This window comes from Maribacter litopenaei, from assembly GCF_025244665.1.
GTDB lineage: Bacteria > Bacteroidota > Bacteroidia > Flavobacteriales > Flavobacteriaceae > Maribacter > Maribacter litopenaei.
On record NZ_CP104205.1, the window covers coordinates 356,447 to 369,398 of the forward strand.

Sequence of the window (12,952 nt, forward strand, 5' to 3'; positions counted from 1 at the left end):
TGGTCTGTACCCTACATTTGAAACATCTCCAAAAACATATCCGGATAGCTTTGACCTATTTTTTGGCGGCAGCGATGCTTGGTGTACTTTTACGATTCTTTTCTTTGGCAAGTTTTGAATTCGATTATAGGTATGTTGTACATGCCCACTCGCATATTGCCTTATTGGGATGGGTTTATATTGCCTTGACCACAATTATTTATAAACTATTTTTGGAAAAGGGGCAAATAACTAAGAAATATAGGCGGCTTTTCGGGTTTACCCAAGTGACAATTATGGGGATGTTACTTACTTTTCCTTTTCAGGGATATGCCCTTTTCTCCATATTGTTTTCCACCCTTTTTCTATTCGCCTCTTATCGATTTCTATTTCTTTTTGAAAAATACGCCAAAATTGATAATGAACACGGACTATCCTTTAAATGTTTAAGGTGGGCACTTTGGTACATGGCCCTTTCAAGCTTGGGACCTTGGGCCTTGGGCGGAATTATGACCAATCTTGGCGTCCAATCCATATGGTATCGCCTAGCCATTTATTTCTATTTGCATTTTCAGTATAATGGATGGATGGTTTTATCCTTGATTGGACTTTTTGTATACGTGCTAGAGCAAAATAAACTGATAATTCCTAAAAGGAAAATCGGATTCTTTTTCCGGGGCCTCAATGCAGGAATTGTACTTACTTATTTTCTTTCCGTTTTGTGGATAATGCCCCCCACTTTTTTTTACATACTGGGAGGTTTAGGAGCATTACTTCAGATAGGTGGCATTTTGGTATTGGTCGATATCAATATGAGCCATTTCATCCAAAAATTTCTATCCCCGTTTCAATGGCTACTACTTAGGATAGTCCTTTTGCTTTTTTCAATAAAAATGTTGCTTCAACTCGTGACGGCGTTTCCTTACTTTGCAAATTTAGCGGCAACGTATCTCGACTTTACGATTGGTTATCTACATTGGACTTTTTTAGGCGTAATTACCGTAGCTATATTTTTTCTTTTGGATTATTTCCGATTGTTGAAAATTGATAAAAGTACTTTCATTGCCTTCTTTACAGGATTTTTTACAATGGAGGTATTGATTTTCTATAAGGGTATTTCAGGATGGTTAGGTCTTCCCGGCTTTGATCTTCATATCTTGTTCTTAGCGGTGGCAAGTTTGGTCATCGCGTTAAGTATTATGATAATGCTCGGAAATTTAGAAGCGCAAAGGTCGATAAGAATCCATAATGTCAATTATTAATCAAAAGATAGGGCCGATTGCGCATAGACTCTTTCTTTTAGCTAAAATATATTTAATTATTAAAAAACTTATTTCTCTTTGAAACATTTTGTTTAAATCTATATGAATAGCCTTACACATTGAACCTTGTATTTTGACCAATTCGTAAATTCATCCTTGAACCCGTTGTAGACTTCTTCGGTTTTCTTGCCCCTACCGCCCAATAGCGAATTAATGGCGTAAACACCCTGCTTAAGCAAACGGTTTTGTTGCATACTGGTTTTTCGTTCGATTACCTGGTTCATATACTTTCGAAGGCCGTTGTCCATATGATGTTGAACCACTTCACGGTGCAAGTTGGGATGGACATTCTCAATTGTCAGCATATATGCGAACTTATCGTATAGCCCCCTTTCCATTAAATTACCTGCCCATAGGTTTTCGAGCTTGTTTCTGCCTTCTTCTACAAGCTTTTTGATTAATGGCCGTTGCCCTTGTAATGTTGTCGCCAAATCGGGAATCGAACCCGGATACTGGCTCGTCCGTTTCGGCAGGATACAACTTGTTTTGTTGTCGGTATAAATCGATTTTACCTCGAACCCTTTTTCTCCCCTTACGAAATAGAACCCTTTGGCATTGAACAGGGCGATATAATCTTTCGCCGATTTCTCGAAAGGTGCGTGCATACGCTCGGCATTTTTTATATACGAACCCAGGGCGACACTCTCGTATTGCTTTTTATAATCGGGATTCATTCTATCATACAGTTTAGGAAAAATCATCGGCAGGAAAATGGCCGATGCCGTCAACTTGGAACTGTTCTCGGAAGACTGTTCCGATAGCATTTCGAGCATCAGATGGTTTTGGCGGACAAAACCTGAAGACACATATTTTTCCATTTCCTTGGGAAAAGTTAGATTGCCCAAATTAACGGGTACGATATACTTGTCCGATTGGGTAAAGGACAATTGGTTGTCATGGTACTTTACGCCCAAAGCTTGGAACAATAGACGGATACTTCCCTTTTCCGTGCCGACATTGAAAATACCTTTCTCCAATACCTTGCCTATAAGTTTGAACTTTTTCTCCAAGGTTTCCTTTTCCTTTTTGGTCTCCTGTTCGTACATCTTTTTTCTGACCATTGGGAATTCATTTTCCATGGCTTTTCTGAACTCCACCCTTTGGTTCCGTGGAATAAAACGCTCCAAGAATTGATACCTTTCCGAGGCCAACAAGTTCGGAACGATATCCTTGAACTGCATATTCCCGATATGTTCCGATAGCAACCCGCTCTGCTTCGGGGATTTCAGATAAGATGTCGTCAATGCCTCTTTTATTGTTTTTTGGACTTCCAATCCGAACTGTTTGCTTTCGATATTGATTTGAGTCGGTTCATTGCCCTGCCCGAAAATTTCCATGCGGTTCTGCATCCGAATATTTTTGCCAAGTTCCCTTGCCTTGAACACATATCGTGATTTGTCATAGATGGTATATCCCTCCATAACATCTTCCTTTATGTCCAGTTTGATGTCGATGTCCTGATATTCCTTTAGCACGGCTTCCAGATCATGCGGACGGATGATTTGGAAAAGGTCGTAAGTGGTCTCTATTTGTTTCAATAGTCGTTTTCGGTACATCGGCAAAAGCTTCGATTTTGAATGTACATCGAATACTTTTTGAAGTTTTGGGCCGCTCAATCCTCTATGCACCTCGGAGCCATTGATGAATCGTGTTTTATACCCATTTTGGTTATTCAGCCCATATGCGACCCCAATCCTTCCCGTTTCACTTTTGGTCTGTCTTACTTCAATATGATACCGTTTTACCAATCGTGCAAGTTCATCAAAACTGCGCACCTTGTACTTTTGGTTAATGCTGTTCAGGACATCCTGTAGATAGTACTTAGTTCCCTTTTCCGCTTCCGTTCCGAACTGTTCTTCCGGTAGTCGGTATATCGGTAACTGGCTTGTCTGTTTTTTGGTCGGTGCAGGTGTAAGTCCGTACTTTTTTTCGAGATGTTGCCGTATCGCCATACTCCTTTTATGGCTATTGAAGATTTCCAACACCTTTCCATCTTCTTTTACAGTAGTGGTTACAATATGTACATGCTCGTGCTTGGTATCGTTGTGACGTACCACTACATAGGGTTGATTCCCAAAGCCCATATTTTTCATATACTCCTCGGAGATTTTATAGAAGGTCCTATCGTCCACATGTTCGCCACGGGGAAGGTTCAAACTGATATGGGCATACCGGTTCTTCGTAGAGTTTCGCTGTCCTTGAAAATACAGCACGCTCGCGAAGAATTTTGGGGATATGCTTTGGGAAAACGTATTTCCATAGCCAAGAATTTGCATACCTTCCTTTCCGAAGACATAGTTCAATGTTCCGGTACAGGTTTGGCCGTAAATAATCTTTGCTATCATGCTGGTTTTTCTACCATCGTAATTTTCAATAGTGTGCAAAGCAATTCGTTCGTTTTTTGTATCTCGTTCTGCAAACTACTGTTCGGACTTCTCAGGTTCTTGTGGTGTGCTATCTTGACCAATTGGTTGATGTTGTTTCCGATTTTGTTGATTTGATAGGCAAGGTTAGAGGTGTCCGGAAGCCTGTCCTTTTCTTCGGATATGCTTTGCAAAACCAATCTTCTCAAAAGTGGACTTACAACGCCCCTTTTAGAAATATCCAGATGATATGATTCGCAAATCAACCTCAATTTATCATATTCCGTATCGTTGAACCGCAGCATTACATTATGGAATCGCTTCTTGTTTCCCAGTCGTTTCCTGCCTCTTTTATTTTGTTCCATTTTAGTTGCGTTTTAAGCAAAACACTTCGCAAGAAGTAGACAATTCTAAGTTACTTAGAATGTACCTCGCTATCCGTTTCACGGATAAATATATATAATCATATTCGATTTCAACTAGTTTATAATCAGTTATTTAACTCCTAAAAACATATGAAACCATATCAATATAAATGGGTACAGGCATGAAATTAAAATGGTCTAATATGGTGTTTAAAAAATGGGAAGAAATACGGAAGTGTTCAAGTTTTTGTGGGTAGGGAGAAAAAAGGTAAAGCGGCTTTTTCGCCGCTTTTGCTTTTACGCATTCCGAGGATGTCGTGCAAAACTGGAACGGAAAGAATTCACGGGCGGACCGGCGAAGCGTGTCCGAACGGAAGGATGGGAGTGGAAGGTTTGTGCGACTTCCGTAGGGCGGAAGTATAAGAAGACTAACTTGATAACATAGAAACTTTGATTATTCTACTATAGCTTTATAGCTATATTCCTATAATCATATGCTCATTTCATCATTTGTCCATATGAAGATTTAAAATTGGGAAAGTTGGCTTCTTTTTTAGTAACTAATTGTTACAGAAGCAAGGTCTATTAAATTGGTTTGTAGATTCAAAGTCCTAAACCTTTGCCCTTTCTACCTTTTTCATTTTTTTCTACCGATTTTTCCTGCCTTTTGTTCTTTGAATGTTTGGCCTCTTCAATAAACTGTTGCATACCCAAATGCATAGGGTTTTCGGGTATTATTTTTTCTTGGTTGTGAAGCAAGGGAACTTTGAGATTTAGTTCCGCTGCAACTCGGTAGCCCAAGTTAAAGGATTTTTTAAACGCTTCATCTACTTTAATATCTTCTTCCATAGTCAAAAAGTTTCTCGGGCGTGTTTTTCGATATATTCCATAATTGATTCCCTATCGTAAAGTATGATTTTCTTTTGGGGCTGGGAGAACCTAATCTTCCCCTCGTCCCTCAGCTTTTGGAGTGTCGTAGTCGACTTGATACGTAAAATGGACATGGCCTCTTCACCATCGATCCATCTGTCGAGCGTATCCTGTCTTTTCGATTCTACATGTTCGATAACCTTAGTGAACAGGGCATAAAAGGCTTCTTCTTGTAGACAGACGACTTGCATAGGTTCTTGAAAAGAAAATTGAATATTTAAGTTACCGTATTTCTTGTTTTAGGAACTTGCAATTCGACCAGTCGTTCAATAATTCGTTGTGAAGCTCGTTTATCAATTGTTTGATGTATTCCAAGGTCTGAAATGGTTTGTTTAACCACCTCTTTTTCAAAACTATGAATGGCCAAATAATTATTGTCTTGATTCTTTAGGTGGAGATTTTTATCAGAAATAGGGAACCTAAAATTTATCTTGCAATTTATACCGCAATTTAATCCGCAGGTTATCCCGCAACTTTATTCAGTATTCGTACTGTCCAAGATTTGTTTAATAGTATCCTTTAGAAAATACCCTCCTGTCTTTTTACTGCCCCTGTATTCAATAAAATCTCCGAGCCTATTAATATCAGATGTTATCGTTCTTTCGGATACATTAAGTACTTCTTGTAGCTCAGTCGATTTAATGCCGGGGTTACTATAGGTTTTGGCAACAAGCGTAATCAAACGGTTTTTTACTCCCCCAGTTAATCCCTCAATTGCTCCCTCAATTGCTCCCTCAATTGCTCCTTCATTAGCTCCACTAGTTCCTCCATTATCTACTCTTCGAACAGGAATAGGAATTATAGTTTTAAAAGTAGCTCCCTCAATAAATTGAGGGTTATCCTTTCCCGAATAGGCTTTAATATACTTGTTCACATTGAGGATTCCCGAACCTAGTTCATCAAAGCGGCCCAATTGCATAAAAAACTTGGCGATGGACGGGTTTTTGGGAAAAGGTGAAAAATCAATCGGTGAGATAACCCCTTCTCCATGCGGATTGTTCGCATTCTCGGTTTCGACCCTATCCCTATAAATAATGAAAGTGGCCGGCTGAGCATTGGTATATTCGCGATGCACAATCATATTCACGATAATTTCCCTGAAAATAATTCCTCGTAAACTTCTTCGTTGTGTGCCTTCTAAAAAGAAAGGATCCGAAAGATGTTTTTCAACGAAATCCATCAATTCGTCGTACGCATCAATTAGATTGGTAGTACAGTACAAACGGTCGTCATAACGCTCAACATTATCTTTGCGTACCAAAGCATCGATTTTATAGTGTGGTAAAATTTGCTGTATGGTTTCGTCTTTACCAAATAGCAAAATGGCTGCCAATGTGTATCCTTCTTTACCAGTGGCATAGTCCTTTTTCCAAAGCCCGGCTTTTTGCAACAAATGTTCGTCCGAGAGTGATAACCACGGATGGTTTTGATTATTCCCCCGAATCAATTTCCTTGCTCGCATGAACAATTCCGAATTAAAATCAGAAAGCTGTACAAATGGATAAATCGTACCCTCAGAATAATGGTTGCGTTTTCTATTATAAATATCCGCTATTAATTGTGGCTCGGGAATCTTAAAATCCCCATCACTACTTCTGTCAAAAATATAGCCTGCGCTTTTGTGCATTTGGGAACTTGCTGGCACCTGGATATGAATTACCGTTTCATCCCCAATTTCATATTCTTGGGGGAATAGTATAAAAGGAGGTTCCAATTTATTGGCATTGTTAGAGAGCGTGATCAAATTACTTTTGAGTTCTTCGACCTTCATTTTATCTACTCCAGTAACAACACCGCTATCATTTACGCCCAAAACAATATCCCCGCCGTCTCTATTGAGCATGGCGCAAATGGACTCAAATAGGTTTTTGGGCAGCTTTGACCGAGATTCCTTGAATTCGGTTCTAGTACCCTCGCCCTGCTCGATAATATGTTTTAGCCGTTCTAGAAGCACTTTGTATTTCAGTTTTGATAGTACAAAACTAGCTATAATTTATTGTTGTGTCTATAGCCGCAGAAGTTAGTGTAGCTGAAATGTAAGGCTGTTTGTGATAAAAATATGCACCTCAGGTGAATTTTTTGATAATTAAAGAATTTCAGTAACCACTAATAGATTACTTAAGCTTAGTTGAGATGCAATTGTCTCTCCATCAATTGATTATTACTAATTTACCAAATTAGATAGATGGAAAAAATATACCCTCTACATGCGTGCAATCTACGTGCAATAGGGTGAAACAAAAAAGCCTCCACATCTGTGAAGGCCTTATTTTACTGGCGGTCCGGACGGGACTCGAACCCGCGACCCCCTGCGTGACAGACACGTCATTTATGGTTTTAATTGATTTTAAAAATAATTAAATGGCTGTTTTTCAGTAAATTAAAAATTATATAAAACCATATAGAACCAAATAACACCTATATTTGTTTATAAATAGTTTATAAATTTACAAACGTATGCTAACCACAAAAGTCCTTCTAAACAAAGTACGCCAAAAACAGGACGGAACCTTTCCGCTGGTGATACGCATCACCTATAATCGTAAATCTATATATCTGCCCTTGGGCTACAACTTGGCTGAAAAAGACTTCGATGCCAAGAATCAACGTATAAGGCCTTCAAGTAAAATAGCTTCGAATATTACGCGGCTGAACAACGGAATACAAGAAAAGCTGAAGAAGATTTACGACACTGTTTCCCGCTTGAAGGAAGATGGTAAAATTGAAAGTTTGTCGATGTCCTCAATCAAAAAAGAAATAGAGGGTAAGTCCGTTGGCAACATGGACTTTTTTCAATTCATCGATTCTCTAATACTAGATTTCAAAAAGGCCGGAAAATATGGTAATGCAGAAATCTATAGGACCCTGAGAAATAGAATAGAAAAATTCCATGGAAAGCGTTCCCTTCCTTTCCGTCAAATCAACTACGCTTTTGTAAAGAAGTTGGAGACGAATCATTACGCTTCCGGAAATACGGCCGGTGGTTTAAGTGTGTATCTCAGAACTCTGAGATCGGTTTACAAAAAAGCTATTAAGCACGGGATAGCCAAGGAAAATCACAATCCCTTTAACGATTATTCGATAAAGAACGGAACTCCTAAAAGACAATTTTTAAACAGGGAGCAATTACAAACTTTAAAGGAAGTATCAATTGAAGAGCCTCACTTGGCCAAGGCGCGAGACCTGTACATGGCTTCTTTCTACTTGCGAGGTATGAATTGGATGGATATGGCCTTGTTGAGAGGGGATAATGTACAAGGCGATTTTGAGCGGATAACATACATAAGGGCCAAAACAAAGAACAAATTGTTCTCCATCAAAATAACCCCTGCCTTAAAGCAAATGCTCCTTGACTATAATAAGGGCAAAATTCAAAAGGATGATTACATTTTTCCTATACTTACCAAGGATGTATCCCAAAATCAAACCCATGAAACCATAAAAAACAAACGAAAAAGGCAGAATATTTATCTAAAGCGTTTGGCGGAAAGACTTGAACTTCCAAAATTCACAATTTATACTGCCCGACACACCTATGCCAACATACTAAAGAGAAGCGGCGCGCCTAGCAATGTGATTCAAGATAGTTTGGGCCATACAACCGAGGCCATGACCCAAAGCTATCTAAGTTCATTTGAAACCAATGTTATTGATGATTATGATGCTAAAATCATGTCTTAAGTTTCATTTTGAATGAAGCTTTTTTTCTCGGTTTGATTAAAATCCCGCTTTTTCTTCTTCTCCCTAACCACAAAAAGTGCCCGATAGGGCACTAAATCCCAAGTCGGAAATTCCATTTTTTTTTAAGATTTCAGTCTCATAATAAGGTGCATTAACTTTGCCAATACAAAGGACCGAGAATAGGACATCTTGACGAAAAAAGGTTTGCTTTCCCGGTATTGTCTTATATAACTGACGTTTTATAGAAGAACCAAGCTAAAAATATTATGAAACGTTATTCTACCCCCACTTCATCTTCTGCAACCGCACCGCATTAAAAATTGCCAATAATGCTACCCCAACATCGGCAAAGACCGCTTCCCACATTGTGGCAAGTCCACCTGCGCCCGGAATAAGCACGATAATTTTTACCCCGAATGCCAAACCGATATTCTGCCAAACAATTTTTCGGGTAGAACGACCGATTTTAACCGCCGTGGCAATCTTGCTTGGTTGGTCGGTCTGTATGATGACATCTGCGGTTTCGATGGCCACATCGCTTCCCAAACCGCCCATTGCGATACCCACATTGCTTGCAGCGAGTACGGGCGCATCATTGATGCCATCACCCATAAAGGCAACTGTGGTGTCAGGTTTTTTTTTCAGTTCTTCAACCTCGGTCAGTTTATCTTCCGGTAGTAGACCTCCTTTTGCCCAATCGATATTCAATTCTTTGGAAACCTTTTGGGTAATGGAATCCTTGTCGCCCGAGAGCATTATGATTTTAGAGATACCCGCCTCTCGTATCTGTTTGATGGCTTGGTGGGCATCTTCCTTCAGTTCATCGGCAATCGTCACGTATCCGGCAAATTTTTTATCGATGGCTACCATTACTATGGATTCGACTATGGTATCGGTTTCAGAGGGAACTTCGATGCCGTTGGAAACCATCAAAGCCTTATTGCCGACCAATACTTGCTTTCCGTTGACCGTACCTTTCAGTCCTTTTCCTGCCACTTCGGAAACTTCGGTCGCTTCAAAATCGGCACCATCGGCCTTATATTCCGTAATTGCCTTTGCAATGGGATGGGTGGATTGTTCTTCCATCGCCATCAGATATTGCATAAATTCCGCTTCTGCAAAAGCGGATTTGTTGACCACTTCCTTAATCTTGAAGACCCCTTTGGTAACTGTACCCGTTTTGTCCATTACCACGGTATTTACCTTGGTAATCGCATCGAGAAAGGACGCACCTTTGAACAAAATCCCGTTGCGGGATGCCGCACCTAATCCGCCAAAATAGCCCAAGGGAATGGATATGACCAAGGCACAGGGACAGGAAATTACCAAGAAAATCAGAGCGCGGTAGAGCCAATCCCTAAACACATAATCGTCCACGAAGAAATAGGGCAAAAACGTCAGTCCGATGGCAAGGAAAACCACGATGGGTGTATAAATTCCGGCGAATTTTCTAATGAACAGCTCCGTTTTAGATTTTCGGGCGGTAGCGTTCTGAACCATATCCAAGATTCGGGCGATGGAACTGTCCTTAAATTCTTTGGTAGTCTTTACTTCAATGACCCCATCCAAGTTGATGCTTCCTGCATAGATTTTTTCGCTCTTGGCAATGGTATCGGGTTTGCTTTCACCGGTAATGGCAGCCGTGTTCAGCGATGCTTTTTCTGAAAGTAAAATGCCGTCCAAAGGAATTTTTTCGCCTACGCGAACCTGAATTCTTTCACCAATCTCGACCGTTTCGGGATTGACCGAAACAAAATCCCCATTTCTATAAACCAATGCTTCATCGGGTCGCGCATCCAAAAGTGCCTTTATATTTCCCTTCGCCCTATTTACCGCAGCGTTCTGGAAGAGTTCGCCCACGGCATAAAATAGCATTACGGCCACACCCTCGGGATATTCGCCTATGGCAAATGCCCCCAAGGTGGCAATGGACATCAAGAAAAATTCCGTAAAGAAATCACCGTTCCTGATACTGTTCCAGCCTTCTTTAATTACAGGAAACCCAACGGGAATGTAAGCTACAGTGTACCAAATAATCCGCACCCAGCCCCTGAAGAATGGGAACGTATCGAAATAATCTATGGCAATGCCCGTAATCAGCATTAAAAAGCTGAAAATGGCGGGCAAGTAGGTCTTAAAATTGGATACCTCTGCGGCACTGCTATGGTTATGTCCGTCATCGTGACTGTGCTCACCTTGATGTTCTTTCGGGTCTAAATCCCGTAAGTTTACTTTTTTCTTTTTCATTGCGTTTTTCGGTATTTATTTAAAATTTTGGCTATGTCTTCGGGCATTTCCATTCTTTTCAATGGTGGCACATCGCTTCCACCGGTATTTCCAATGGGTACGTGGTCGATAAATGATTTCCAACCACCAACCAAAAGTCGCAACACCTGACCCGAACTTCTTTTGTGTTTCGCTGGCGTAACCCGAATTTTAACATTGACCAATGGGTATAGGTATGTTCCAACGGGTAGGATTGACCGAGAATATGGGAACGTTCAAGGTGATGCCAAGCTTGGGATGAATTTCCACTATGTAATGAAGAACGATATAGGTTCAGTTCATCTAAATAAAATGCTCTAAGGCCTATTGGTATGGTGGTATTAAATTTCATTATTTATTATTCATTTTTAAAGTGCAAGGTATGTATCTGACCTATGCAACGGAAGTGCATTATTGTCCGCTGCATTTGTCACAAATACCCTTCAGTACCAAATTGGCATCCTCTGCCACAAAGCCTTCTGGCAGATTGATATGTGGAATCTTATGTTCGGTCAGGCAAACGGTCTCATCGCAATTGTTACAATGGAAATGCAGGTGCAAATCTTGTTCAAGGTTACAATCGCAACCAGGCTCACAAAGTGCATATTTTTGTATGCCTGTACCATCATCTATTTGGTGCACAATTTTCTTTTCTTCAAAGGTGCGCAACGTTCTATATAAAGTCGTACGCTCTGCTTTCGCGAAAGCGGCTTCAATATCTGTCAATGATATGGCTACTTCCTTTTCTGCCAAATATTTATAAATCAATAACCGCATCGCCGTCGGGCGAACGCCATTTTCAGTGAGTCTTTGTTCTATTTTTTTCATTTTATAATTGTCTGTATTAATGTCCGTGTTCTTCCGCTTCGCCCTTTTTTAGTTCCGCCATTAGGTAGTAGGCGTTGTTATAGGCGTATTGTGTGTTCGGTTCTTGTTCGCTCAAAAAATCAATGGCAATCCAATCGCCATCGTGGGTGCCTTTGGTGATTTCAATGGGTTTGAATGACCAATCGTCACCTTCCTTTTCTGCCGAGAATACAAAGAATCTCTCGCCATCGGCTGCTATGGCAGCTTCGGGCATCGCCTTAGTTTGTGTATTTTCCGTTTGGATGCGCCCCTGAATGTACATCCCGGGAATCAGGTTGCCTTCCTTGTTCTCGATTTCAGCGTGTACGTGAATAGCCTTCGGATTTTGTTCAAAGGTCTTTCCTACGGAATAGATTTCGGCAGTCAGTTCCTTTCCGGGAATGGACTGTACATTGAAAACCACTTTTTGCCCTTCTTTCACCTTATGGACATCCTTTTCGAAAACCATCAAATCTGCGTGTACGTGATGGGTGTCCACAATTTCCATAAGGTCGGTCTGTGGTTCTACGTACTGCCCAGTCTTAATTTCTACTTTTTGGACGAATCCTTCAATGGGGCTTCTAAGAGATACACGCTGATAAATTGTACCGTTTCTTACGCCTGGTGCGCTGATACTCAACTGTTGCAGTTGCGCCTCAAGACCTTTTACCATACTTCGGGATGCCTGGTATTCGGCTTCTGCCTTTTGAAAATTGGCACCGCTGCCGACACCTGCATCGTACAGGGTTTTTTGCCGCTCATATTCCTTTTTAAGAAATTGACTATTACTGAAAGCATTGAGGTAATCCGTTTGTTTCTCGATGATATTGGGGTGGGACAGATAGGCGACCGTTTGCCCCTTATTAACCTTATCACCCTCGATAACTTCGATGGATACCACGTTGGCACCTACTACCGTTGTGATGGTGGCCTCGTTCTGAGGTGGGACTTCCAACTGCCCGTTGGCTTGCACATAACCGCTCATATTCCGCATTTGCAGGGTGTCGATTTCCATTTGTAGTGCATCGAACTGTTTAGCTGTGAGCATTACTTCCTCGGCTTCACCCTCGGAATGTTCTTTTTCCATTTCCGGATTGGCATTTTTATTCCCTGCGGTTTCTTTGTTGGAATCGCCACAAGCGGTCAACGCCAAAAGCATCGCCAACAAACCAATAGCTGTGTATTTTGATAGATTCTTCAT

The 12,952-nt window shown here is 40.7% G+C and carries 10 protein-coding genes and 1 pseudogene; 2 read left to right on the forward strand and 9 right to left on the reverse strand.

Features of this window, described 5'->3' with window-relative positions; genetic code table 11:
- Positions 1-50: 50 nt before the first annotated feature.
- Positions 51-1,241, forward strand: coding sequence for a hypothetical protein (locus NYZ99_RS01940; protein ID WP_260573230.1), 1,191 nt, complete (start codon positions 51-53; stop codon positions 1,239-1,241).
- 98 nt (positions 1,242-1,339) lie between these two features.
- Here NYZ99_RS01940 and NYZ99_RS01945 read toward each other — a convergent pair whose 3' ends face one another.
- From NYZ99_RS01945 to NYZ99_RS01965, 5 genes are all read right to left on the reverse strand, one after another.
- Positions 1,340-3,646, reverse strand: coding sequence for a relaxase/mobilization nuclease domain-containing protein (locus tag NYZ99_RS01945; RefSeq protein WP_260573231.1), 2,307 nt, complete (start codon positions 3,644-3,646; stop codon positions 1,340-1,342).
- Positions 3,643-4,029 (reverse strand): plasmid mobilization relaxosome protein MobC, encoded by a 387-nt coding sequence (locus tag NYZ99_RS01950; protein ID WP_260573233.1) that lies wholly within the window; start codon positions 4,027-4,029, stop codon positions 3,643-3,645. The genes NYZ99_RS01945 and NYZ99_RS01950 overlap by 4 nt, the downstream gene beginning before the upstream one ends.
- 603 nt (positions 4,030-4,632) lie before the next feature.
- A complete protein-coding gene (locus tag NYZ99_RS01955) occupies positions 4,633-4,878 on the reverse strand; it encodes a hypothetical protein (protein ID WP_260573234.1) in 246 nt (81 codons plus the stop codon).
- A 2-nt stretch (positions 4,879-4,880) separates the two neighbouring features.
- Positions 4,881-5,150, reverse strand: a complete 270-nt coding sequence (locus NYZ99_RS01960) for a helix-turn-helix domain-containing protein (protein WP_149273064.1) — start codon at positions 5,148-5,150, stop codon at positions 4,881-4,883.
- A 284-nt stretch (positions 5,151-5,434) separates the two neighbouring features.
- Complete coding sequence (locus NYZ99_RS01965) at positions 5,435-6,913, reverse strand: AlbA family DNA-binding domain-containing protein (RefSeq protein WP_260573236.1); 1,479 nt, start codon at positions 6,911-6,913, stop codon at positions 5,435-5,437.
- A 503-nt stretch (positions 6,914-7,416) separates the two neighbouring features.
- Here NYZ99_RS01965 and NYZ99_RS01970 point away from each other — a divergent pair.
- Entirely contained in the window at positions 7,417-8,640 is a 1,224-nt protein-coding gene (locus NYZ99_RS01970) for a site-specific integrase (protein ID WP_138257810.1), read from the forward strand.
- A gap of 279 nt (positions 8,641-8,919) precedes the next feature.
- Here the strand turns inward: NYZ99_RS01970 and NYZ99_RS01975 are convergent, their stop codons facing one another.
- From NYZ99_RS01975 to NYZ99_RS01990, 4 genes and pseudogenes are all read right to left on the reverse strand, one after another.
- Positions 8,920-10,887 (reverse strand): heavy metal translocating P-type ATPase, encoded by a 1,968-nt coding sequence (locus tag NYZ99_RS01975; RefSeq protein ID WP_260573237.1) that lies wholly within the window; start codon positions 10,885-10,887, stop codon positions 8,920-8,922.
- A pseudogene (locus NYZ99_RS01980) lies at positions 10,884-11,257 on the reverse strand (DUF3703 domain-containing protein). The gene NYZ99_RS01975 and the pseudogene NYZ99_RS01980 overlap by 4 nt, the downstream one beginning before the upstream one ends.
- Positions 11,258-11,316: 59 nt before the next feature.
- On the reverse strand, positions 11,317-11,733 hold the full coding sequence (locus NYZ99_RS01985; protein WP_138257807.1) for a Fur family transcriptional regulator: 417 nt from the start codon (positions 11,731-11,733) through the stop codon (positions 11,317-11,319).
- 16 nt (positions 11,734-11,749) lie between these two features.
- Complete coding sequence (locus NYZ99_RS01990; RefSeq protein ID WP_260573239.1) at positions 11,750-12,952, reverse strand: efflux RND transporter periplasmic adaptor subunit; 1,203 nt, start codon at positions 12,950-12,952, stop codon at positions 11,750-11,752.